The sequence below is a fragment of the Burkholderia sp. SR8 genome (assembly GCF_052851275.1).
Genome location: NZ_JAULUC010000003.1, coordinates 47,929 through 70,258 on the forward strand (window position 1 = coordinate 47,929; position 22,330 = coordinate 70,258).

Consider the following 22,330-nt stretch of genomic DNA (forward strand, 5'->3'; position numbering starts at 1 on the left):
CGTTACCGACGCAAACAGACCCCAGACACCATGGGGATTTCGCTCGATGCTATCGTGCCGTGTTCCCCTTCTCGGTGCCGGTTCATGACTGACTCGTTCGACCTCCCGCGCTACTTCGCCCGCATCGGCTACGACGGCCCGGCCGAGCCGACGCTCGACGTGCTGCGCCGGCTGCATCTGCTGCACCCGCAGGCGATCCCGTTCGAAAACCTCAATCCGCTGACCGGCGCGCGCGTCGCGCTCGACCTGCCCGCGATCGTCGACAAGCTGATCGGGCACCGCCGCGGCGGCTACTGCTTCGAACTCAACAAACTGTTCTACACCGCGCTCACGGCGATCGGTTTCCGCGTGACGCCGCTGATCGCGCGCGTGCGCTGGATGCGTCCGCCCGAGGTCGTCACCGCGCAGACGCACATGCTGTTGCGCATCGATCTCGACGGCGCAGTATGGCTCGCGGACATCGGCTTCGGCAGCGCGACGCTCACCACGCCGCTGCGCTTCGTGCCGGGCGAGCGGCAACTGACGCCGCACGGCGCGTTTCGTGTCGTCGACGCACCGGTCGACGGCGAATTCGACATGCAGTTCGAAATCCCCGACGGCTGGCAGACCACCTATCGTTTCTCGCTGAAACCGGCCGAATGGATCGATTACGAGGCCGCGAACTGGTTCACGTCGACGTATCCGGAATCGATCTTCGTGAACGACCTGATCGCTTGCCGCGTACTGCCGGACGGCCGCGCGGCGCTGTTCAACACGGTGCTGACGCTGCGCGACGCGGCGGGCGCCGGCCGCACCGTCGCGTTCGACGACGCGGCCGCGTGGGGCGCCTGCCTGCGCGACACGATCGGCATCGACACGAACGGCTTCGATCTCGACGGGCTGTTCGCGCGGGTGGCCGCGCGGGCGAACACCATGTGACTGCGTGGTCGGCGGCGGGGCGGCGCCATCGCGGAGCGGGAACCCGCCCCGCACGCCGGGCCGCTGCTTCGGGTTCCCCGGTTGACTTTTGCTATTTTGCTAGCATACTAGCCCCATGACCGACGAAGAAGTAAAGCAATTCAACGTGTACCTGCCGCTGAGCCTGATCCGGCAGGTCAAGCATCGCGCGATCGAGACGGAGCAGTCGCTGTCCGCGCTCGTGGCCGACGCATTGCGCGCGTATCTGGCCGCTCCGCCGCCGGGGGGCGGCCCGTCCACCAAGGAGGATTGACATGTCGTCCGAGCGAATCGAAGCCGTGTACCTGACGACGCACAACTGGGGCAAGTCCGCGAAGTTCTTCCAGGCGCTGGGTTTTACGCTGGAATTCGAAACCGATCACAACTCGGGCCAGTTGCGCAACGGCGACGGCCCGTTCCTGTTCATCGCCGAAGTGCCGGCGAGCGAGCAACCGGACATGCAGGTGGTGCTGAAGGTGCCCGACGAGCACGCAGTCCGGCCGCAGCCGATCGTCGACGTCGTCACGCCATTCGAAGATACGCACTGGGGCACGCGCGACATGACCGTGCGCGATCCCGACGGCCGCGTGTGGCGGCTGCAGGCGCCGGGCACGCCGAGCGCGTGAGGCGACGGCGATGACCGAACCCCATCAGGATCAGGACGCGCCGGACGGCACCGCCGCGCGCGTCGCGCTGTGGCGCGCGCTGCACGTCGAACGCGATGCGCCGCCGCACGTGCTCGCCGACGAGGTCGGGCTGCGGCTGCTCGCGCCGCCACCCGGCTGGCAGCAGCGCGGCGACATGGACCCGCAGTTCACGCGGCCGTTTCGCGCGTCGATCGTCGCACGGGCGCGCTTCATCGAGGATCTCGTCGTCGAGCAGACTGCGCACGGCGTGAGCCAGTACGTGATCCTCGGTGCAGGCCTCGACAGCTTCGTGCAGCGCCGGCCCGAGATGGCGTCGCGCGTGACCGTCTTCGAGGTCGACCAGCCTGCGCCGCAGGCGTGGAAACGCCGCCGCCTGACCGAGCTCGGCTTCGGCGTGCCGGACTGGCTGCGCTTCGTGCCGGTCGATTTCGAAGCGAAGCGGTCGTGGCGCGACGCGCTCGTGCGCGCGGGCTTCGATGCGGGCAAGCCGGCAGTCGTGGTGTCCACCGGCGTCAGCATGTACCTGACACGCGAAGCGAACGCGGCGGCATTGCGCGAAGCCGCGTCGCTCGCGCCGGGCTCGACGTTCGCGATGACGTTCCTGCTGCCGCTCGAACACGCGGATCCGGACGTGCGCCCGGGGCTCGAAATGGCCGCGAAGGGCGCGCGGGCAAGCGGCACGCCGTTCATCAGCTTCTTCATGCCGGCGGAGATTTGCGCGCTCGCGACGGAAGCGGGCTTCGCGCGGGCCGAGCACGTGTCGGCCGCGGATCTCGCGCGCCGCTACTTCGCCGGCCGGACCGACGGGCTGCGGCCGCCGAACAACGCGGAAGAGCTGTTGATCGCGACGGTGTGACGCTTTGAGACGCATCGGTCACCGGTCACGCCGGCCGATCACATTGACGGCCTGCATCCGTTGAACGATACGCAGCCGGGCGAGGTGCGACGGTGTGACGCCGCGGCCAAACCAGTTACGCATCACGCGCGTTCGAGCACGGCCATTTCGCGCACGACGACGAGCAGCACCGCGAGGCTCGCGCCACCGGACGCGCGCAGATCGGCGAGCAGATGCTCGTAGCGTTGCAGCGCCGCAGCGCGGCGCTCGCGCCACGCATGGACGATCGCGTCGGGCGACGTCGAATCCGCCGATTCCGCGAGCGCGCTGGTCGCCAGCGTGCGCTTGAGCCGCGCGACTTCCGCGAGCGCGGCCGCGCGCGCGAGCATGTCCCAGTGCGTCGGCGTCGCCAGCGACGCCGCGCGTTCGCCGATCCATCCGTAATTGAGCAGCGTGCCGAGCGAGAAGTAGACGCCCGCGACCAGTTCGAGACTGCGGTCGCAGGTCGCCGCCACTTCGGCGATGTCGAGCAGCGCGGCCGAGATGTCGCCGCTCGCGACGCGCGCCGCGAGCGCACCGTCTACGCCGGCGTCGGTCAACACGCGCTGCCGCTCGGACAATGCATCGAGATCGCTTGCCGGCAGCAGCGACGGCAATTGCGGCGCGATGCGCTCGGCCGCGTCGCGGCAGCGCGCGATCAGGCTCGCGACACCGCCGTCGGCCACCGCGCCCGACTGCAGATGCCGCAGGAACCACAGCGCCGCGCGCTCCAGCAGCCGCGCGACATCGACGAACATGCGCGCCTGCACGTCGTCGGCGACCCGGTTGTCGAGCGCGTCGATGTCGCGCCACACCGCATCGAGATCGAACACGTCGCGCGCCATGATGCACGCGCGCACGATGTCGCCCGGTTTTGCGTCGGTCTCCTCCATCAGCCGGTGCACGAACGCACAGCCGACCCGGTTGACGAGCGCGTTGGTCAGGTGCGTCGCGAGAATCTCGCGGCGCAGCGGATGGCGCCGCATCGGCTCGCTGAAGCGCTGTTGCAGCGGCTTCGGGAAATAGTCGACCAGCATCGCGGCGACGAGCGGATCCTCCGGCACGTCGGATTCGAGCAGCGCGTCGTACAGCCACATCTTGCTGTACGCGAGCAGCACCGCACGTTCCGGCGACGTGAGGCCCTGTTTCGCCGCTTGCCGTTCGGCGATCTCGTCGTCGGTCGGCAGGAACTCGATCACGCGATTCAGGCGGCCCGCGCGCTCGAGCCAGCGCATCAGGCGCGCCTCCGCGTCGAGCAGCTCGACGCTGTAGCGCCCCGCGATCGACAGCGCCTGCGTCTGGTAGTAGTTGTCGCGCAGCACGAGCAGCCCGACTTCGTCGGTCATTTCCGCAAGCAGCGCGTTGCGTTGTTTCTCGGTCATCTCGCCGTCGCCGACGACGAGCCCGAGCAGGATCTTGATGTTGACTTCGTGATCCGAACAATCGACGCCTGCCGAGTTGTCGATCGCGTCGGTGTTGATGCGGCCGCCGCGCTGCGCGAACTCGATGCGGCCGAACTGCGTGCAGCCGAGGTTGCCGCCTTCGCCGACGACCTTGCAGCGCAGGTCCGCGCCGTTCACGCGCACCGCGTCGTTCGCGCGGTCGCCGACCTGCAGGTGGGTTTCGTGCGTCGCCTTCACGTAGGTGCCGATCCCGCCGTTGTACAGCAGGTCGACCGGCGCCTGCAGGATCGCGCGGATCAGCTCGGTCGGCGGCAGCGCGTGCGCGTCGATGCCGAGCGCGGCCTGCACGGCCGGCGACAGCGGGATCGTTTTCGCGGTGCGCGGATAGACACCGCCGCCCGCCGAGATCGCCGACGTGTCGTAGTCGGCCCAGCTCGAGCGTTCGAGCGCGAACATGCGCCGGCGCTCCGCGAAGCTCGTGACGGGGTCGGGGTTCGGGTCGAGGAATACGTGCCGGTGATCGAATGCCGCGACGAGCCGGATATGCGGCGACAGCAGCATCCCGTTGCCGAACACGTCGCCGGACATGTCGCCGACGCCGACCACGGTGAAGTCGGTCGTCTGCGTATCGACGCCCATCTCGCGGAAGTGCCGCTTCACCGATTCCCATGCGCCGCGTGCGGTGATCGCCATCTTCTTGTGGTCGTAGCCGACCGAGCCGCCGGACGCGAACGCGTCGTCGAGCCAGAAACCGTATTCGTGCGAGATCGCGTTCGCATAGTCGGAAAAGGTGGCCGTGCCCTTGTCGGCCGCGACGACGAGATACGGATCGTCGGCGTCGTGCCGCACCACGTCCGGCGGCGGCACGATCGCGTTGCCGGCGAGATTGTCGGTCAGGTCGAGCAGCCCGCGCAGGAACGTCTGGTAGCACGCGATCCCTTCGCGCATCCATGCTTCCCGATCGCTCGGCGGCGGCGGGTTCTTCACGACGAAGCCGCCTTTCGAGCCGACCGGCACGATCACGACGTTCTTCACCATCTGCGCCTTCATCAGCCCGAGCACCTCGGTGCGGAAATCCTCGCGGCGGTCGGACCAGCGCAGCCCGCCGCGCGCGACGCGTCCGCCGCGCAGGTGCACGCCCTCGACGCGCGGCGAGTACACCCAGATCTCGAACATCGGTTTCGGCTCCGGCAGGCCGGGCACCTTCGCCGGATTGAACTTGAACGACAGGTACGGCTTCGCGTCGCCGTTCGCATCGCGCAGGAAGTAGTTGGTGCGTTCGGTCGCGTTGATCACGCCGAGGAACTGGCGCAGGATCCGGTCTTCGTCGAGGTTCGGCACCTGGTCGAGCGCCGTCTCGATCGCCTTCAGCAGGTGTTCGGCCTGCACGTCGCGGTTGCCGCCGATGGCCGGGTCGAAGCGCAGCAGGAACAGCTCGACGAGCTGCCGCGCGATCGCCGGGTTGCCGGTCAGCGCGCGCTCGATGTACGCGTCGCTGAACGTCGAGCCGACCTGCCGCAGGTATTTCGCATACGCGCGCAGGATCGTCACTTCGCGTGCGCTCAGCTGCGCGCGCAGCACGAGGCGGTTGAAATCGTCGTTCTCGATCCGGCCGCTCCAGATCCGGTCGAACGCATCCTCGAACAGTCCTTTCACGCGCTCGATGTCGAACTCGGTGTCGTCCGCGAGTTCGAGGCCGAAGTCGTGCACCCAGGCGGGCACGGCATCCTGCGTCTGAATCCGGTACGGCCGCTCCTCGTCGACGCGCACGCCGAGATGCTCGAGCATCGGCAGGCTGCGCGACAGCGCGATCGGCTCGCCCGCGCGATACACCTTGAAGCGGAACGCGCGCGGGCCGGCCTCGATCGGGCGGTACAGGTTCATCGCGAGCTGGCCCGACTCCTTCACGCGCTCGATCAGCTCGATGTCGCGTACGGCCGTGCGCGCCGGATAGTCGTCGCGATAGCCGGCCGGGAACGACTCCGCGTAGCGCTGCAGCAGGCGGTTGCCTTGCTCTTCGCCGAAGGCGTCGAGCAGCGCGTCGGCGAGATCGTCCTGCCAGCGGCGCGTGACCTGCACGAGCCGCGTCTCGAGTTCGCGCGTGTCGACGTCGGGCATCGTGCCCGGTTCCGCATGGACGACGAAATGAATCCGCGCGATCGCCGATTCCGACAGCAGCGGCGTGAATTCGACGTTCACGCCGTTGTACGCATCGACGAGCAGCTTCGCGATGCGGCGGCGCAGGTCGGTGTTGTATTTGTCGCGCGGCACGAACACGAGACACGACACGAAGCGGTCGAAGCGGTCGCGCCGCACGAACAGGCGCGTGCGCTGGTGTTCCTGCAGGCGCAGGATGCCGAGCGCGATGTCGTAGAGCTGGTCTTCGTCGGCCTGGAACAGTTCGTCGCGCGGATAGGTTTCGAGCACGGTCACGAGCGACTTGCCGAGATGCCCCTTCGGCAGGAAGCCGGCGCGCCGCACGATGTTCGCGCACTTGCGCCGCACGATCGGGATCTCGGCGCTCGATACCATGTACGCGGTCGACGTGTAGAGCCCGATGAAGCGCCGCTCGCCGATCACCTTGCCGTCGGCGCCAACCAGTTTCACGCCGACGTAGTCGAGATAGCCCGGCCGGTGCACGGTCGCGCGCGAGTTCGCCTTCGTCAGGAAGATCGGCCACGGGCCGGTGATGATTTCGGCGGCGGCCGGCGGCAGCGGCGTCACGTCCGGCGCGCCGGGCGGGCGCAGCGCTTCGCGCAGCAGCCCGAAGCCGGAGCCCTCGATGCCGCGCAGCCCGAAGCCCGGGCCGTCCGATACGAGCGAGTAGTCGCGCTGGCCGAGGAAGGTGAAGTGATCGGCGACCATCCATTCGAGGAACGCGCGCGCCTCGATGTCTTCCGCGGTCGATTCGCGGGCTTTCATGTCCTTGATCGTTGCGCGGGCGATGTCGACGATCTTCGGCCAGTCCTCGACCGACGCGCGCACGTCGCGCAGCACGCGCGCGATGTCGTCGCGCAGCGTGTCGAGCAGCGCGGCGTCGCCGCAGCGGTCGACTTCGAAATGGATGAACGATGCAAGCTGCGAGCGGCCGTCGTCGGCCGTCGCGCCACCGGCGTCGACACGCTCGATTCCGCCGTTGGCGCCGCGCCAGATGCGGAACACCGGATGCAGCGCCGAGTGCAGCGCGAGCCCGAGGCGGTTCACCGCCATCGTCACCGAGTCGACGAGAAACGGCATGTCGTCGTTGACGATCTCGATCACCGTGTGGTCCGAGTGCCAGCCGTGCTGTTCGAGGATCGGGTTGTACACGCGCAGCCGCTCGCTGCCGGGCACGAACTTCTGCGCGGTCTGCCAGTGCGCCATTGCGGCGCCGTAGAGATCCGCGATGCTGCGATTCTGCAGATCGTCGGCGTCGACGAAATCGTAGTAATGACGCAGGAACGGTTCGACGATCCGGAACGTGGCTTCGGGCAGGCGAGCGCGCGCGAATTCGACGACATCGGAGAGCAGGTGTGCGACGACTTCCTCGTTCTTCGCTTCCATGGCGGTCTCCTGGGCGGGTGGCCATTGGCTGCTGCGGCGTGTGTTCGGCATTATGCGCCGATTGATGCGCCGATTGCGCGGTGGCGCGATGTGCGGGCGCACAACGGCGCGGGCGCCGCACCAGCTCAAGGCCGAAGTGATGGCCGTAGACCCAGATTTATTGCATGATATCGTGTCCGTTTCGGCCAACCCTTAGGGTGCGGGCACAAATTTGACGGTATCCGACAGTAAGTACGCGGTAGCCATCTTCGGAGAAATTTGATAGATGAACATCACGCGCATGACCCCGTTCAAACAATTGACCCGCATGTATTCGGCGGTGCTCGATATCCAGAATTCGCTGTCGCAATTTGCCGTATCCGCGCAAACCAAAACCGATCGTCAACTGGCCGATATCGAATCGCTCAACGCCCGAATTGCGCAGCTGGAAATCACGTGTCGAGAACTGACCGATATGGTCAACCGGCCGCCGAGTATTGTCGAACGGCCCTCATTCATTCCGGTGCCGCCGTTCACTGCCATCTCGCGGCACGGCGAATTCGCGCCGTACTCAACTTGCAGCGTCGCGGACTTCTACCATCCGCGCTTTCTGGAAATTTGCGGGATGCTGAATCACCATTTCGTGTTTCACCGGAAATTGTGGGAATGGGTGTTCATAATCCATCATTTGCTGGAGTCAGGCGAGGTGAAACCGGGGGCGCGCGGACTTGTATTCGGCGTGGGCAGCGAGCGCTTGCCGGCGTTATTCGCAAAACTAGGCGCGCATATCGTTGCCACCGACGCGCCTGAAGAAATCGGCGAATCGAACGGCTGGAAGGCGACGGGGCAGCACAGCGGAGCTTCGTCGCAGATTCGCTACGAGGACATTGTCGATGGACACCTTTTCGACGAGCGCGTATCGTACGAAGCGTGCGATATGAATCGCATCCCAGACCATCTTCGCGATTTCGACTTCAATTGGTCATCATGCTGTTTCGAGCATCTCGGCGATCTCGAAGCCGGCAAGCAGTTCGTCGTCAATGCGGTCGAGAAGTGTCTGCGCATCGGCGGTGTAGCGGTACATACGACCGAATTCAACCTTACCTCCGACGGCGACACGCTCGACAGCGGGCAAACCGTACTCTATCGCCGCCGTGACATGCTGGATTTGGTCGAGCGACTGACAAGCCGCGGTCACACGGTCCGGCCGTTCGTCGTTGCACCGGATGCACACCCGCTGGATTTTCATGTCGACGCGCCGCCTTACAAGAACATCCCGCATCTGAAGCTGGCGTACGACAAGTACGTTGCTACGTCGGTCGGATTGATCGTCAGGCGAGGACGATAGGCCGGCGGGACAACGACGTCGTCAGCGCTCGTCGCTCCACAGCTTGCCGGCCGTCGCCCAGTTCTCCTTCTTCACGTCGGCAAGAATGATGTCGACCGAGCCCGGGTCGCACCCGAGCGTCTCGCACGTGACACGCGTGATTGCTTCGACGAATGCGCGCTTCTGTTCGACCGTGCGGCCTTCGAACAACTGGATATTGAAAGTCGGCATGACAGGTTGCTCCGATGGTTGGGGTAGGGAAGTTCGTACGGACGCGCGCGGCATCAGTCGCGATACGACGGATCGATCCGGTCGAGGCGGCGCAGCAGCGCCGGCCATTCCAGTTCGCCCTCGATCGCGCCGCCGTCGCGCAGCTGCTCGGCGGTACGGTCGGCCACAGCCGGCTCGGGCAGCACGAGCGGGCCGCCGCCTGCCTGCGCGCGCACCTGGATGTCGCACGCCTTGATCAGCGTATCCATCAGCACGTACGCCTCGGCGACTGTCCGGCCGACCGTCAGCGTGCCGTGGTTGCGCAGCAGCATCGCGGATTTCGCGCCGAGGCTCGCGGTCAGTCGCGCGCCTTCGGCCGGCGAGAACGCGAGCGCCTCGTAGTCGTGATACGCGAGATCGCCGTGAAATCGCAGCGCGTGCTGCGACGCGGGCAGCAGTCCGTCGCGCTGAATGGATACGGCGATGCCGGCCGTATTGTGCAGATGCATCACGCAGACGGCGTCTGGCCGCGCCGCATGCACGGCCGCATGCAGCGCGAAACCGGTCACGTTGACCGCGTGTTCGCCGTCGCCGATCCGGTTGCCGGCCAGGTCGATCTTCACGAGATTCGATGCGCAGACCTCGTCGAACGTGAGACCGAACGGGTTGATCAGGAAATGGCCGGGTTCGCCGGGCACCGTCGCGGACAGATGCGTGTAGATCAGGTCGTCCCAGCCGTTCAGTGCGACGAGGCGATAGGCGGCGGCGAGATCGACGCGCAGGCGGCGCTCGGCCGCCGAGATCGGCCCGCCGGGCTTCACGGTGTCAGGACGGTGTGCGAATGACGACATCGGGTTCTCCGAGGGTAAGGCGGCGCGCGACGGCCACCGTGATCCACGACGCGAGCGCGAACGGCGCGGTCAGCACGACGATGCCCGCCTGCATCGCGAGCCACTGGATCAGTGCGGCCAGTGCGGCTGCCGCGAGCGCGGCACGCGCGCCGCGCGGCATCAGCGCGAGCGCGGCGAGTGCGCCGTTGAAGCCGAGCAGGCCGTCGGCGAACGCGGCGCCGCTCGCGCCGAGCGCAATCAGCAGCACGGTCGACACGATCGCGCCGCCGAGCGCGAACGCGGCCGCGCGACGCGACGCGATCGCGATGCCGGCGACGATCAGCAGGCCGGCCCACGTGCCGTGCGCGAAGGTGGTCTGGGCGACGCCCGATAGTAGCGCGGGAGCGAACGATTCCAGTGCGAACGTTGCGCCCGGCGCGGCGTCGCTTGCGTGCTGCGCTGCGACAAACGGCAGCCACAACGCGGTGGCGGCCAGGCACGGACTCGAATACGGGCACTGCCGCCATTTCGCGAGCGGCGTGCGCAGCGCACGCTGTACGACTGCGGCGCCGATCGCGGCGAGCGGCACCAGCGCGAGTGCGGCGAGCGGCGCGGGCGCAAACAGCACGGTCACCAGCGCGGCGAGCGCACCGTTGAAGCCGTGCAGCCCTTGTTCGACGTCCGGGCGCGGCGCGCCGGTCAGCACCGCGGTCAGGTTGGCCGCGGCCGCGCCGACGAGCGCCGCGCACGCGAGCCGCAGGTCGGTCAGCGCGAGTGCGGCGACCAGCATCGCGCCAGTGAACGCGTTCGCCTGCAGCACGATCTGTCCGATGCTGCGCAGCAGGATGCGCAGGTCGATCGACGGCGAGGCGGGGCGGGCGGTAGGCATGGCGGCGGCGGAGCAGGACGAGCCGCGAGCATAGGACACTCTGCGATGCACCGGAATAGGGAATTCTGGATAGTCAGGATTTGGGAAGCGCCCCGAACTGGGGCGCGGCCGGGCGAACGGCGCGGAATGGGGAGTCGTGGAAGCTGTCCGATCGGCGTTTGAGGGGCCGGGCATGGACCTCGAATCCAAATGACGCGCGCCGGACTCGTCGACGGAGGCATTCCGAATAACGCGGATGTGTGTGACGATGCCCCGACGCGCGATACCACGGAGACGGGACGATGCGAGAACTGCGCTGGGCGTCGCTCGAGGGCGACGGAATCGAACATCTGACGTTCGCGCGGAGCGAATCCGGCATCGTCGTCGAAAGCGCCGTGGTCGGCCAGCGGTACGGCCGCGCGTACGGACTCGCGTACCGGGTCGAGTGCGATCCGCAGTGGCGGGTGAAGTACGCGGTGCTCAGGGTGATGGGCGGCGCCTCGCTCGAGCTGCATGGCGACGGGGCCGGGCACTGGCGCGACGGTTCAGGCCGCGAGCTGCGTGAACTGGATGGCTGCGTCGACATCGACATCGCCGCGACGCCGTTCACGAATGCGCTGCCGATCGGCCGTCTCGGCCTCGCGCGCGGCGAGCGCCGGCCGATCGACGTTGCGTACATCTCGACGCCCGAGCTGACCGTCACGCCGGTCAAGCAGGCGTACGCGTGCGTCGAGCCGGGCCGCCGCTATCGCTATGAAGGCATCTTCCGGAATTTCACGGTGGAGATGGATATCGACGCAGACGGCCTCGTGATCGACTACGAAACGCTGTTCAAGCGCCTGCCGCCGCTGCGCTGAACCGCCGCGCCCGCTCCCGCACCCGCCCGCGCGGCCGGTGCCGTCGGTGCCGCCGCGACCGCAGGCCTTTCATGCGCGGCCGCGAACCGGTCGATCCGCGCCGCGATCAGCTCCGGATCGCGCACCACGACCCAGTGCGAGCCGTCGATCTCCTCGCGCACGTGCTCGCCGAGCCAGCGGCCGAGACCGACCGACATCTCGGGCGTCACATAGCGGTCGCGCACCGGCACCAGGATCTGCACCGGCGCCTGCGCATACCGCTCGCGCGGCTTTCTCGCCCGCGCAACGAAATTCGCGCGGTAAAGCTGCAACCCGTTCAGCGCATTCTTCAACTGCGCGGGATCGCGCTCGGGCCGCACGCGCTCGGTGAGCTGCAGCCACCGCGGCCACAGCGCCGCGCCGCCCAGCCGCCACGCCAGCGACGGCACGACCGGCAGGTGGAAGAACGCGATGTACCACGACTTCAGGCTCTGCCTGAGCCGCATCTTCGCGCGAAACACGTGGTCGAGGCACGGGCCCGAGATCGACGTATACGACGCGATGCGGCCGCGAAACGCCGGATCGGTCACGGCTTCCCAGCACTGGATCGACCCCCAGTCGTGGCCGACCAGATGAAACGGCCGGTTGCCGCAGGTGGCATCGGCGACGGCCTTCAGGTCGTCCGCGAGCCGCGCGAGCGTGTAGTCCGCGCGGCGGCGCGGCGCATCGGACGCGCCGGCGCCGCGCACGTCGTACGCGATCACGCGATAGCGCTTCGCGAGCCGCGCGCGCACCGCCGCCCACACCGCCGCCGAGTCGGGATAGCCATGCACGAGGATCAGCGGCGGCGCGCGCCGCGGGCCGCTGACGTAGACGGCGAGCTTCACGTCGCCGGAGCGGACCGTCAGCATCTCGGGTGCGCGCGCCATGACGTCATGCCTGCGCGACCGGATGCAGCGGCACGCGGCGCGGAGCGGCCTGCGCCGCATAGCGCGCATTGGTCGCGTCGATGTTCGCGAGCAGCGTGTCGAGCCCCTGCAGGTACCGATGGTTGTCGTGGTCCCACGGATGAAAGCCCGGCCGGAAATAGTCGAGCCATTCGCGCGCGATGCTCGGGAACACGCCGGTCCGCGGGCTGTACAGATACTTCACGAGACGCCACATGCCGCCGAAGCGGCCGTGCTTGCGACGGTGCGACAGCATCAGCCGCACGTGGAAGTCGAACACGATCGTCCAGAACATCGCGGTCGTCAGCAGCATCGTGCCGGTGCGCAGCAGGTAGCTGCCGAGGCCGGGCTTCATCACGACGTTCCATACGTCGTACGACACCGCCTTGTGCTCGGTTTCCTCCATCGCATGCCACATCCACATCTGCTGGTAGCCTTCGACTGACCCGTCGATCCGGTGCTCGTGGCCCGACAGCAGCTGGTTCGCGAGGATCGCCGTGTAGTGCTCGAGCGCGATCGTGATCGCGAGCTGCATCGAATGCGGCAGCGTCTTCTTGAGGAAGCCGAGGATCGTCCACAGCCGCTTGTCGAGCTTGTGCGCGGGCAGGCCGGCCGACTGCAGCAGGTCGTTGTACTCGATGTGCTCGCGCGTGTGCATCGCTTCCTGGCCGATGAAGCCGAGCACCTGCTTCTTCAGTTCCGGATCCTCGATGCGGTCGCGGTAGTTGCGCACCGAGTCCATGAAGAAGCGCTCGCCGGCCGGGAACAGCAGCGACAGCGCGTTCATGAAGTGGGTGACCGGCACGCCCTGCACGTGCCAGTCCTTCGCGCGTTCGGGCGGCAGCGCGAAACGGATGTCGCGCCGCACCGGCATCATGTTCGGTGTCGTCATGATTGTTCTCCCTGATTGCCTGCGTTGTTGTACGTTGCCTGCAGCGGCGCCGCGGCCGGCGCGCCGTAGCGCGCCGCCGCGCGGCGGGCCTTCGCGGCCTCGCGGCGCGTCGCGAGCACGACGAGCGCCTGGTACGCGGCCGGCAGCACGCGCGCCATCCAGTCCGCCGCCTTCGCGTCGCGGCCGATCAGCACGCGGCGTTTGTTCTTGCGCACGCCGGCGAGAATCGTGCGCGCGGCATCGTCGGCGGTCGTGATGAAGAACTTCTCGAAGCTGTCCTTGCCTTGCTGCTCGCTCTCGACGATGAAGCCGACCATGTTCTTCGCAACGCGGCTCGATTGCGCGATGTTGGTGCGGATGCCGCCCGGATGCACGCACGTGGCCGACACGCCGCACTTCATCATGTCGAGTTCCTGGCGCAGCGATTCGGTGAAGCCGCGCACCGCGAACTTGGTCGCGTTGTAGCCGCTCATCCCCGGCTGCGCGAAGATCCCGAAGATGCTCGACGTGTTGACCACGTGGCCTTCGCCCGATGCCTTCAGATGCGGCAGGAACGCCTTCGTGCCGTGCACGACGCCCCAGAAGTTGATGTTCACGATCCACTCGAGATCGCCGTATTCCATCCCTTCGATCGTGCTCGACAGCGCGACGCCCGCATTGTTGAAGATCAGGTTGACCTTGCCGTGTTCCTTCGCGGTGTCGTCGGCCCACGCGAACATCGCGTCGCGGTCGCCGACGTCGAGCACGCGCGTCGATACGCGCACCTTCGGCGCGATCGCGCGGACGATCCGCTCGGTTTCTGCGAGGCCGACGCCGTTCTTGTCGGCGAGCGCCACGTGGCAGCCGGCCTGTGCGAGCTGCACCGCGAGCGAGCGGCCCATGCCCGAGCCGGCGCCCGTGATCGCGGCGACCTTGTTGGCGAAATCTCTCATGTCGATGGCTCCTTGTCTGGCTAGGCCGCTTCGGCGGAACGGGTCGTGGCAGCGGCGGGCGCGGCGGCCGGCCGCGCGGCCGTGTCGTGGTGCGGCGCGCGATACGCGTGGTAGTCGGCGATCGAGAAGTGCGCGGTGGCCTGGCGGAAGCGCCACGTGAAGCCCGGCCACAGCGTCGTGTTCTTGCCGGTGCGCGGATCGAGATACCAGCTCTTGCAGCCGCCCGTCGACCAGATCGCCTTCTTCAGCTTGCCCTGCAGGGCGCTGTTGTACTGCGCCTCGACGAGCGGGCGAACCTCGATCGCGTCCGCGCGTTCGCGATGCATCGCCTGCAGCGCGCCGAGGATGTATTCGATCTGCGACTCGATCATGAACACCATCGAGTTGTGGCCGAGGCCCGTGTTCGGGCCGACGATCATGAAGAAGTTCGGATAGCCGGGCAGCGTCGTGCCTAGATATGCGTGCGCGCCGTCGCGCCACGCATCGACGATGTCGAGGCCGCCGCGGCCGATGATCGCGCCGCGCGGATACGGATCGGCGACCTGGAAGCCCGTGCCGTAGATCAGGCAGTCGACTTCGTGGCGGCGGCCGTCGGTCGTCACGACCGCGTCGGCTTCGATATGGTCGATGCCGGTCGTGATCACGTCGACGTTCTTGCGCGACAGCGCCGGGTAGTAGTCGTTCGAGATCAGCACGCGCTTGCAGCCGAGCGTGTAGTTCGGCGTGACGGCCTTGCGCAGCGCCGGATCCGGAATCTGCTTGCGGATATGGCGCAGCGCGAGCTTCTGCACGTTCTTCATCAGCGACGGATGGATCGCGAAGCCGAGCACGCGCGATTCGAGCATCCAGTAGATGCCGCTGCGCACCGCCTTCTGCGTGAACGGCAGCGTGCGGAACAGCCATTTCTCGAAGCGCGTCAGGTTGCGGTCGGGCTTCGGCATGATCCACGGCGGCGTGCGCTGGAACAGCGCGAGTTCTTTCACGCGCGGCGCGATCTGCGGCACGAACTGGATCGCGCTTGCGCCGGTGCCGATCACCGCGACGCGCTTGCCGTCGAGCGGGTAGTCGTGATCCCACTGCTGCGAATGGAACGCGCGGCCCTTGAACGTCTCGATGCCCGGAATCGCCGGCAGCGCGGCGCGCGACAGGCCGCCCATGCCGGACACCAGCACGCGCGCCGACAGCCGCTTGCCGTTCGCGAACGTCAGGCGCCAGCGTTGCGCGGCTTCGTCGTATTCGGCGCGCTGCAGTTCGTGGTTCAGGCGCAGGTGCGGGCCGACGCCGAAGCGCTGCACGCAGTCTTCCAGATACGCGCGGATTTCCGGCTGCGGCGCGAACATGCGCGTCCAGCGCGGGTTCGGCGCGAACGAGAACGAATAGACGTGCGATTGCACGTCGCACGCACACCCGGGGTAGTGATTGTCGCGCCACGTTCCGCCGACCGACGCGGCCTTCTCGAGGACGACGAAGTCGGTGACGCCCGTCTGCCGCAGGCGAATGGCCATCCCGAGACCGGCGAAGCCGGTGCCGATGATGGCGATGTCGATGGTTTCGTCCGGGCCGTCGTGGCCGGGCGGGCCGAAAGGCAACGTGCGAGCATTCATCCGGGTGTCTCCGATTTGGCTCATTTTTGAATGTTACATTGTTTGATGTAACGATAGTGGGTGAACCCGGAAACCGCAAGAGCCTAGAAGCGGTGCTCTAAGGGCCGGAAGCCGCGCGGGAAAAGGCTGAGCGGGGTTTGGAACGACACGGTTTCCGCATTGCGGGATGCTCGCAAAGGGCCGTCGGCAGGGCGGGAGATGAAAGCGATCAGGCCGCCGATGCGCGCCGGCCTGTTTGAAACACAATCAGGGACGGATGGAGCGGGCCGCCGTCTCATGGAAAACCCGGGCCACGATCGTGACCTGCGCGAGCGCGTACAGGCCCCAGATCGGATAGTCGATACCGGGAAAGCCGCCGAGAAAGCGCCCGACGCCGATCAGCGTGTCCGAGCCGACGAAGATCAGGCTGCCGACGGCGACCAGCGGGCCGCGGGTGCGGGCCGCGAGCGCGAAGCTCGCCATCGCGCACAGCACGAGCATGTACACGGCGACGGGCACGAGCAATTCGTGCAGGTGCGGAAGGAACGCCGCGTAGAACGCCGGCGCGGCGATCCACAGTCCGATCAGCGCGACGATGCGCCAGCCATGCGGCCGCGCGCGCCAACGGAAGAAGATTGCGCAGTAGCACAGGTGCGTGAGCAGGAACGCGCCGAGACCGAGCACGAACGACAGCGGCCAGTCGGGCAACGCGAGCAGCACGTCGCCGAGGACGGCGGTGGCCAGCGCGGCGCACAGCCACGCGCGTTCGCGCGGCGCCGCGCAGGTGCTGCCGGCCGCAAGCAGCAGGGTGCCCATCGCGGCCTTCGCGGCGGCCTGGCCGGGATAGGGCGCGGCGGCGAGCGACAGTCCGTACAGCAGCGCGGCGGCGACGGCGAGCGGCCAGAGCCGGCGATAAGTGGCGGGGAGGGTGGCGATCAACGCGGGTGTCTCCGGATTGTTGTTGTCTGCGGTCGCGGCGCGCCGGTGGAGGCGCGGGTGCAGGTCATTATCCGGAAGAACGCGGGCGGGAAAACCGGCGAATCCCTCTAGGGCGCGACGGCGAAGGGGCGATGCCGCCCGCGCATGGAGGCTTTCGCGCGCGGGCACCGGCCGGACCGCGGCAACGACTTCGGTTCGGTGCGCGATCGTCGCGGGATTGGCATCGTCATTGGCCCGCCTGGCCGTGGGTCGGCACACGCACGTTCGAACGCGTGCCGGCGCGTTGCCGTTGCTCAGCTATCGGACCGGTCGGACGTATCGGGCTTGCCGGGTCCGCCGCCCTGTCGCGCGGCTTCGTCGCTGAGCTTCCTGTCGAGGATCGTCGCGACGCGGCCGCCCAGATACGCGCTTGCCGCATTCTCGAGCGCGCGGTTCGTCTCGCCTTCGACGAACACGGCCGCGAGCGGGCGCAGGCGCCAGATCGCATCGACGAGCGCGGGCACGTCGGTAACCGGCGGCAGCGAACCTTCGTCGTAGCGATCGAGCCGCTTCACGACGAGATCGACGAGCAGCCGCGCGATCGCGTCGAAGTGCGGCCGCGCGAGACTGATCACGTCGAGCAGTTCGCGCGGCGGAATGCCTTCCTTCGTCATCGCGGCCGCTGCTTCGAGCAGCGCGGGGCTTTTCGCGACGAACGACAGCCCGCGCCGTTCGAGCAGCCCCAGTTCGGTCACGCGCGACAGTTGCGACGCCGTCTGCGGGCCGAACATCTGCGCGAGTGCGGCGAGCGAATAGGTCTTCGGCAGTTCGTGCGACCAGCGGCCGCCGATTGCGGTTTCCAGGCCGAGGATCGAGCGCAGGTCATGGCCTTCGTCGATCGCCATGATCAGGTCCTGGATGTTCGACAGCGTGTAGCCGCGCGCGAGCAGGTGATTGATCAGCTTCAGCCGCGCGACGTGCGTGTCGTCGTAGATGCCGACGCGCCCGCGTTTCTCGGGCGGCGCCAGCAGCCCGCGATCCTGGTACGCGCGGACGTTGCGCACGGTCGTGTCGGACACGCGCGCGAGTTCGTCGACCGTGTACTCGTTGCGGGATTCCGCGGCGGCCTCGTCTGGCATGGTTCGAGTCTGTTTTGACATGCGGCCATTCTAGCGCGACGCGACAGGCTCGGGCGAGGCGGGGAGCGTGCGGGCGCCGTCGCCGAGCGCGCGCTGCATCAGCGCGGTATCGATCCAGCGGCCGTGCTTGAAACCGACCGCTTTCAGCACGCCGGCCGGCTCGAAGCCGAACGCACCGTGCAGTGCCGTCGAACCGCCGGTGCCGCCGTCGGCGATCACCGCGATCATCTGCCGCCACGGGCCGCCCTCGCATCGTTCGATCAGCGCCGCGAGCAGCGCACGGCCGATGCCGCGGCCGCGCTGCGCATCGTCGATGTAGATCGAATCCTCGATCGTGTGGCGGTATGCGCTGCGCGTGCGATACGGCGTCGCATACGCGTACCCGGCCACGCGGCCGTCGCGTTCGGCGACGAGATACGGCAGCCCGTCGCGCAGCACCGCGGCGCGGCGGGCGCGCAATTCGTCGACGCCGGGCGGTATTTCCTCGAACGACGCGACGCTGTGGCGCACGTGGTGCGCGTAGATTGCGTGAATGGCGTCGAGATCGGCATCGGTCGCGTCGCGGACGACGCAGGCGGGAGCGGCAGGCATGGCGGCTGTGCGGGCGGACGAAATCGCTACTATGCCGGGCGCGGGGCGGCGCGGTAAAGCATCGCTGCGGCGCCGCGCGGCTACAGGTGGCCGTCCGCGTCGCGCACCGCGTCGGCGATCGCATCCGCGACGCGCTGCACGCGCGGCGAGCGGCGCACGTCCGGGTGGACGACGAGCCAGATCTCGCGCTCGACATCGCACCGCGGCACGGACGTCAGTTCGACGAGCGGTGCGGCAGCCGACAACGACGGATCGACCGAAGCCGGCGTGTCGGTGCCCGCCGTTGCCGCCGCAGTGTCGACGAGAAAGCGCGGCAGCAATGCAATCCCGGCACCGGCGACGCACGCGCGATGAAGCGCGGCCAGATCGTTTGCGATGAACGCGAAGCGCCGGCCGGCCGCGAAGCGCTCGAGCCACTGCTGTTGCGGCATTTGCGCGAGCGCGTCGTCGTAGCCGAGGAACGCCCACGTGTCGGGCGGCGCGGCGGCCCAGTCGGGCGACGCGCACAGCGCGAAGCGCATCGTGCCGAGCCGGCGCGCGGCCAGCCCCGGTTCGCTCGGCCGCGACAGGCGCACCGCGAGGTCGGCTTCGCGCGCGTACAGGTTGGCGGCATGCATCTCGCCCATCAGGTCGATCCGCAGTGCGGGCCACGCGCGCTGCGCGCGAGCGAGCCGCGGCGCGAGGAAGTGGCTGGCGAACACCGGCGACGCCGACACGCGCACGACGCCGTCTAACGCCGCCGCTCCTTGCGCGGCACGCGCGAACGCATGCACGTCGGCTTCGACGCGGCCCGCATGCTCGGCCAGATGCAGCCCTTCGTCGGTCGGCGGCCAGCCGCGCGGCAGCCGGTCGAACAGCCTGATGCCCAGTGCGGACTCGAGCGCGTCGATGCGCCGCGCGACCGTCGAATGCTGGACCTGCAGCGCGCGTGCGGCGGCCGACAGGCTGCCGCCGCGCATCACGGCGAGGAAATAGCGCAGGTCGTCCCAGCTCATCGGCTGGCCGGATGCGGCCATCGGATCGGTCGAATTTTGCACAGTAAATGGGCGTGTAGCAGGAATTCCGGTCGATTATGCACGATGGGATGATCGTGTCACTTCATTCGATTGCGAGGAACGTCATGACCCAACCTGCCACCGCCATCCGGATCGGGATCGACCGCTACGGCGATGCCGGCGTGCTGCGCCGCGTCGATGCACCCGTCGCGCCGCCCGGTGCCGGCGAAGTGCGGATTCATCAGACCGCCGTCGGCGTGAATTTCGTCGATATCTATTTCCGCGCCGGCGCGCATCCGTTGCCGGCGCTGCCGGACGCGCTCGGCGTCGAGGCGGTCGGCGTGATCGACACGGTCGGGCCCGGCGTGACGGCGCTCGTGCCCGGGCAGCGCGTCGCGTATGCGGGGCTGCCGACCGGCAGTTACGCGAGCATCCGCACGCTGCCCGCCGAGCGTGTGGTGCCCGTGCCCGACGGCGTCAGCGACGACGCGGCCGCCGCTGGGCTGCTGAAAGGGATCACCGTCTACATGCTGTTGCACCGCGTGCGGCAGGTCCGCGCCGGCGACACCGTGCTCGTGCAGGCGGCGGCCGGCGGCGTCGGATTGCTGGCGACGCAGTGGGCGCGCGCGCTCGGCGCGCGGGTGATCGGCACGGTCGGCTCGGCCGCGAAGGCCGCGCTGGTGCGTGCGCATGGCGCGGAAGCGGTGGTCGATTATCGGGAGGAGGATTTCGTCGCGGCGGCCCGCGCGTTCGGCGGCGGCGCCGGGGTCGACTATGCGATCGACGGGATCGGCGGCGACGTGCTGACGCGCACACTGGGCGCGGTGCGGCCGTTCGGAATGGTCGCGAGCATCGGCCAGGTGGCCGCGATCGGCGCACGGCAGGCGATCGATCTCGACGAATTGGGGCCGGCCCGCTCGATTGCGCTGGCGCGGCCGAGCGTGCTCGGCTTCATCGCGCGTGACGTCGACGGTTATCGGGAAGCGGCACGCGCGACGCTCGAGCGGCTCGCGGGCGGGATGCATGTGGAAATCGGTGCGCGGCTGCCGCTCGAACAGGCGGCAGACGCGCACCGGTTGCTGGAGTCGCGGCAGACGACGGGCGCGGTGGTGCTGGTGCCGTGACGACGGCGCGCGCGGCCGCGACCTCCGCGGCGAGCGCAACGCGCGGGCGGGGCGGCCGCGAGTACCGATCGGCGGGCGGCGGCACGACGCTGCCCGCCGGCTGGCGATCGACGATCAATGCTGCTTGCGCAGCGGCGTACTTTCGACGAACCACGCGAGCACGAATGCGATCGCGATCACCGCCGCCGCCGACAGATACACCACATGCAGCGACCCGGCGAACGCCTGCAGATACGCGTCGCGTACCGCATCCGGCAACTGGTGCACGGCGGCCGGACTCAGCGCGGGAGGCAGGTCCGTGCCGGCCGGCAGCGTCTGCGCGATGCGCGACTGCAGGCCGTGCGAGAACAGCGCGCCGAACGCGGCGACGCCGAGCGAGCCGCCGATCGAGCGGAACAGCGTCGCGCCCGACGTCGCGACGCCCATGTGCCGGAATTCGACCGTGTTCTGCACCGCGAGCGTCAGCACCGGCATCACCATGCCGAGCCCGATCCCGAGCAGCGCCATGTACGCATACATCGTGTGCAGCGGCGTATCGAGCGACAGCGTCGACAGCAGCGCCATCGCGACGCCGCCGATCGCCGTCCCCGCGATCGGGAACGGGCGATACGTGCCGAGCCGCGAGATCAGCCGGCCGCTTGCGACCGACATCGCGAGCATCCCGCCCATCATCGGCAGCAACTGCATCCCGGCCTGCGACGGCGTCGAGCCCTTCACGACCTGCAGGTAGAGCGGAATGAACGTGACCGACCCGAACAGCGCGATGCCGACGACGAAGCCGATCAGGCTCATCAGCACGAACGTGCGCTGGCGGAACAGTTCGAGCGGCATGATCGGTTCGGCTGCGAGCCGCTCTTCGTACACGAAGCCGCCCACCGCGACCAGGCCGAGCACGAGCGTCATCCACAGCTGCGGCGACGACCACGGCAGCAGCGACCCGCCTTCGCTCGTGAACAGGATCACGCAGGTGAGGGCGGTCGCGAGGAACGCGGCGCCCATGTAGTCGATCCGGTGCTTCACGTGTGCCGCATGCGGCCGGAACGCGATGCCGATCACCGCGAGCGCGACGAAGCCGAGCGGCAGGTTGATCGTGAAGATCCAGCGCCACGACAGGTGTTCGACCAGGAAGCCGCCGAGCAGCGGCCCGACGATCGTCGCGAGGCCGTACACGCCGCCGAACATCCCCTGATAGCGCGCACGGCGGTCGGGCGGCACGAGGTCGCCGATCGCGGCCATCGTGACGACCATCAGCCCGCCGCCGCCGAGCCCTTGCAGCGCGCGCAGCACGATCAGCTGCGTCATGTCCTGCGCGATGCCGCACAGTGCGGAGCCGACGAGAAACAGCACGATCGCGGCCTGCAGCACGATCTTGCGGCCGTACAGGTCGCCGAGCTTGCCGTACAGCGGCAGCACGACCGTCGACGACAGCAGGTAGGCGGTGACGACCCAGGACAACTGGTCGAGGCCGCCGAGCTCGCCGACGATGGTCGGCAATGCCGTCGACACGATCGTCTGGTCGAGCGCGGACAGCAGCATGACGAGCAGCAGCGCGGCGACGATCAGGCCGGTCGGCGCGTCGCGGCGGGCCGGGTCGGCGGCCGGCGGAGCAAGGAGGGTATCGGATCTCATCGGAATATCTGCCATGGCAGGGAATTGCCCGAAATATAGAGCCAATTGATTGCCTGGTCAATTTCTGTCAGGCCTTGAATTGTTGCAGCGGTAACAGCAGATTGCGGGGCCCCGAATTTGATCGCGA

The 22,330-nt window shown here is 68.2% G+C and carries 20 protein-coding genes; 7 read left to right on the plus strand and 13 right to left on the minus strand.

Translation table 11 applies throughout. The annotated features are described in order from the left end of the window. Positions 1–84: 84 nt before the first annotated feature. The 4 genes from Q3A80_RS04440 (at position 85) to Q3A80_RS04455 (ending at position 2,439) form a co-directional block, all read left to right on the plus strand. Positions 85–918 (plus strand): arylamine N-acetyltransferase family protein, encoded by an 834-nt coding sequence (locus tag Q3A80_RS04440; RefSeq protein WP_446327861.1) that lies wholly within the window; start codon positions 85–87, stop codon positions 916–918. Positions 919–1,033: 115 nt separating this feature from the next. Continuing rightward, on the plus strand, positions 1,034–1,210 hold the full coding sequence (locus Q3A80_RS04445) for a ribbon-helix-helix domain-containing protein (RefSeq protein WP_446327862.1): 177 nt from the start codon (positions 1,034–1,036) through the stop codon (positions 1,208–1,210). 1 nt (position 1,211) lies between these two features. Then, positions 1,212–1,562 (plus strand): VOC family protein, encoded by a 351-nt coding sequence (locus tag Q3A80_RS04450; protein WP_446327863.1) that lies wholly within the window; start codon positions 1,212–1,214, stop codon positions 1,560–1,562. A gap of 10 nt (positions 1,563–1,572) precedes the next feature. Then, complete coding sequence (locus Q3A80_RS04455) at positions 1,573–2,439, plus strand: class I SAM-dependent methyltransferase (RefSeq protein WP_446327864.1); 867 nt, start codon at positions 1,573–1,575, stop codon at positions 2,437–2,439. A gap of 122 nt (positions 2,440–2,561) precedes the next feature. On the opposite strand, the gene Q3A80_RS04460 is transcribed toward Q3A80_RS04455, so the two are convergent. Next, positions 2,562–7,403 (minus strand): NAD-glutamate dehydrogenase, encoded by a 4,842-nt coding sequence (locus tag Q3A80_RS04460; RefSeq protein ID WP_446327865.1) that lies wholly within the window; start codon positions 7,401–7,403, stop codon positions 2,562–2,564. Between the two features lie 265 nt (positions 7,404–7,668). On the opposite strand from Q3A80_RS04460, the gene Q3A80_RS04465 reads away from it, so the two are divergent. Then, positions 7,669–8,730, plus strand: coding sequence for an SAM-dependent methyltransferase (locus Q3A80_RS04465; RefSeq protein WP_446327866.1), 1,062 nt, complete (start codon positions 7,669–7,671; stop codon positions 8,728–8,730). Positions 8,731–8,751: 21 nt separating this feature from the next. Here Q3A80_RS04465 and Q3A80_RS04470 read toward each other — a convergent pair whose 3' ends face one another. Genes Q3A80_RS04470 through Q3A80_RS04480 form a run of 3 tightly spaced genes read right to left on the minus strand, consistent with a single transcriptional unit; the run spans position 8,752 to position 10,638 of the window. Beyond that, on the minus strand, positions 8,752–8,940 hold the full coding sequence (locus Q3A80_RS04470; RefSeq protein WP_014898956.1) for a 4-oxalocrotonate tautomerase: 189 nt from the start codon (positions 8,938–8,940) through the stop codon (positions 8,752–8,754). 53 nt (positions 8,941–8,993) lie between these two features. Then, a complete protein-coding gene (locus Q3A80_RS04475) occupies positions 8,994–9,770 on the minus strand; it encodes a class II aldolase/adducin family protein (protein ID WP_446327867.1) in 777 nt (258 codons plus the stop codon). Then, on the minus strand, positions 9,745–10,638 hold the full coding sequence (locus Q3A80_RS04480) for an urea transporter (RefSeq protein WP_446327868.1): 894 nt from the start codon (positions 10,636–10,638) through the stop codon (positions 9,745–9,747). Before Q3A80_RS04480 ends, Q3A80_RS04475 begins: the two co-directional genes overlap by 26 nt. Before the next feature lie 281 nt (positions 10,639–10,919). Here Q3A80_RS04480 and Q3A80_RS04485 point away from each other — a divergent pair, with 281 nt between their 5' ends. Further along, on the plus strand, positions 10,920–11,474 hold the full coding sequence (locus tag Q3A80_RS04485; RefSeq protein WP_446327869.1) for a putative glycolipid-binding domain-containing protein: 555 nt from the start codon (positions 10,920–10,922) through the stop codon (positions 11,472–11,474). Here Q3A80_RS04485 and Q3A80_RS04490 read toward each other — a convergent pair. The 8 genes from Q3A80_RS04490 to Q3A80_RS04525 form a co-directional block, all read right to left on the minus strand. Continuing rightward, positions 11,435–12,382 carry an alpha/beta fold hydrolase gene (locus Q3A80_RS04490; protein ID WP_446327870.1) on the minus strand — a complete coding sequence of 316 codons (948 nt, stop codon included), beginning with the start codon at positions 12,380–12,382 and terminating at the stop codon, positions 11,435–11,437. The two genes, Q3A80_RS04485 and Q3A80_RS04490, sit on opposite strands and share 40 nt — an antisense overlap. 4 nt (positions 12,383–12,386) lie before the next feature. Continuing rightward, positions 12,387–13,292 carry a metal-dependent hydrolase gene (locus tag Q3A80_RS04495; protein ID WP_446327871.1) on the minus strand — a complete coding sequence of 302 codons (906 nt, stop codon included), beginning with the start codon at positions 13,290–13,292 and terminating at the stop codon, positions 12,387–12,389. Then, the gene (locus tag Q3A80_RS04500) at positions 13,289–14,224 is read right to left on the minus strand and encodes an SDR family NAD(P)-dependent oxidoreductase (RefSeq protein ID WP_446327872.1); all 936 of its coding nucleotides are present in this window, start codon (positions 14,222–14,224) and stop codon (positions 13,289–13,291) included. The genes Q3A80_RS04495 and Q3A80_RS04500 overlap by 4 nt, the downstream gene beginning before the upstream one ends. 20 nt (positions 14,225–14,244) lie before the next feature. Continuing rightward, entirely contained in the window at positions 14,245–15,828 is a 1,584-nt protein-coding gene (locus Q3A80_RS04505; protein WP_446327873.1) for a flavin-containing monooxygenase, read from the minus strand. A gap of 246 nt (positions 15,829–16,074) precedes the next feature. Continuing rightward, entirely contained in the window at positions 16,075–16,746 is a 672-nt protein-coding gene (locus tag Q3A80_RS04510; protein ID WP_446327874.1) for a lysoplasmalogenase, read from the minus strand. 293 nt (positions 16,747–17,039) lie between these two features. Then, positions 17,040–17,885, minus strand: coding sequence for a MerR family transcriptional regulator (locus Q3A80_RS04515; RefSeq protein WP_446327875.1), 846 nt, complete (start codon positions 17,883–17,885; stop codon positions 17,040–17,042). Between the two features lie 9 nt (positions 17,886–17,894). Continuing rightward, the gene (locus Q3A80_RS04520; RefSeq protein ID WP_446327876.1) at positions 17,895–18,455 is read right to left on the minus strand and encodes an N-acetyltransferase family protein; all 561 of its coding nucleotides are present in this window, start codon (positions 18,453–18,455) and stop codon (positions 17,895–17,897) included. 80 nt (positions 18,456–18,535) lie between these two features. Beyond that, positions 18,536–19,450: a LysR family transcriptional regulator gene (locus Q3A80_RS04525; protein ID WP_446328127.1), complete on the minus strand. Its 915-nt coding sequence runs from the start codon at positions 19,448–19,450 to the stop codon at positions 18,536–18,538. 125 nt (positions 19,451–19,575) lie between these two features. Between Q3A80_RS04525 and Q3A80_RS04530 the strand changes: the two genes are divergently transcribed. Beyond that, a complete protein-coding gene (locus tag Q3A80_RS04530) occupies positions 19,576–20,574 on the plus strand; it encodes a quinone oxidoreductase family protein (RefSeq protein ID WP_446327877.1) in 999 nt (332 codons plus the stop codon). A 114-nt stretch (positions 20,575–20,688) separates the two neighbouring features. Here the strand turns inward: Q3A80_RS04530 and Q3A80_RS04535 are convergent, their stop codons facing one another. Further along, positions 20,689–22,203 (minus strand): MDR family MFS transporter, encoded by a 1,515-nt coding sequence (locus Q3A80_RS04535; RefSeq protein ID WP_446327878.1) that lies wholly within the window; start codon positions 22,201–22,203, stop codon positions 20,689–20,691. Between the last annotated feature and the right edge of the window lie 127 nt (positions 22,204–22,330).

Coding starts and splice junctions, on each gene's coding strand:
- Q3A80_RS04520 (WP_446327876.1), bottom strand. CDS start 18,455: ATGCCTGCCGCTCCCGCCTGCGTCGTCCGCGACGCGACCGATGCCGAT.
- Q3A80_RS04480 (WP_446327868.1), bottom strand. CDS start 10,638: ATGCCTACCGCCCGCCCCGCCTCGCCGTCGATCGACCTGCGCATCCTG.
- Q3A80_RS04505 (WP_446327873.1), bottom strand. CDS start 15,828: ATGAATGCTCGCACGTTGCCTTTCGGCCCGCCCGGCCACGACGGCCCG.
- Q3A80_RS04500 (WP_446327872.1), bottom strand. CDS start 14,224: ATGAGAGATTTCGCCAACAAGGTCGCCGCGATCACGGGCGCCGGCTCG.
- Q3A80_RS04465 (WP_446327866.1), top strand. CDS start 7,669: ATGAACATCACGCGCATGACCCCGTTCAAACAATTGACCCGCATGTAT.
- Q3A80_RS04535 (WP_446327878.1), bottom strand. CDS start 22,203: ATGAGATCCGATACCCTCCTTGCTCCGCCGGCCGCCGACCCGGCCCGC.
- Q3A80_RS04525 (WP_446328127.1), bottom strand. CDS start 19,450: ATGAGCTGGGACGACCTGCGCTATTTCCTCGCCGTGATGCGCGGCGGC.
- Q3A80_RS04460 (WP_446327865.1), bottom strand. CDS start 7,403: ATGGAAGCGAAGAACGAGGAAGTCGTCGCACACCTGCTCTCCGATGTC.
- Q3A80_RS04455 (WP_446327864.1), top strand. CDS start 1,573: ATGACCGAACCCCATCAGGATCAGGACGCGCCGGACGGCACCGCCGCG.
- Q3A80_RS04440 (WP_446327861.1), top strand. CDS start 85: ATGACTGACTCGTTCGACCTCCCGCGCTACTTCGCCCGCATCGGCTAC.
- Q3A80_RS04445 (WP_446327862.1), top strand. CDS start 1,034: ATGACCGACGAAGAAGTAAAGCAATTCAACGTGTACCTGCCGCTGAGC.
- Q3A80_RS04495 (WP_446327871.1), bottom strand. CDS start 13,292: ATGACGACACCGAACATGATGCCGGTGCGGCGCGACATCCGTTTCGCG.
- Q3A80_RS04490 (WP_446327870.1), bottom strand. CDS start 12,382: ATGGCGCGCGCACCCGAGATGCTGACGGTCCGCTCCGGCGACGTGAAG.
- Q3A80_RS04485 (WP_446327869.1), top strand. CDS start 10,920: ATGCGAGAACTGCGCTGGGCGTCGCTCGAGGGCGACGGAATCGAACAT.
- Q3A80_RS04470 (WP_014898956.1), bottom strand. CDS start 8,940: ATGCCGACTTTCAATATCCAGTTGTTCGAAGGCCGCACGGTCGAACAG.
- Q3A80_RS04515 (WP_446327875.1), bottom strand. CDS start 17,885: ATGTCAAAACAGACTCGAACCATGCCAGACGAGGCCGCCGCGGAATCC.
- Q3A80_RS04450 (WP_446327863.1), top strand. CDS start 1,212: ATGTCGTCCGAGCGAATCGAAGCCGTGTACCTGACGACGCACAACTGG.
- Q3A80_RS04530 (WP_446327877.1), top strand. CDS start 19,576: ATGACCCAACCTGCCACCGCCATCCGGATCGGGATCGACCGCTACGGC.
- Q3A80_RS04475 (WP_446327867.1), bottom strand. CDS start 9,770: ATGTCGTCATTCGCACACCGTCCTGACACCGTGAAGCCCGGCGGGCCG.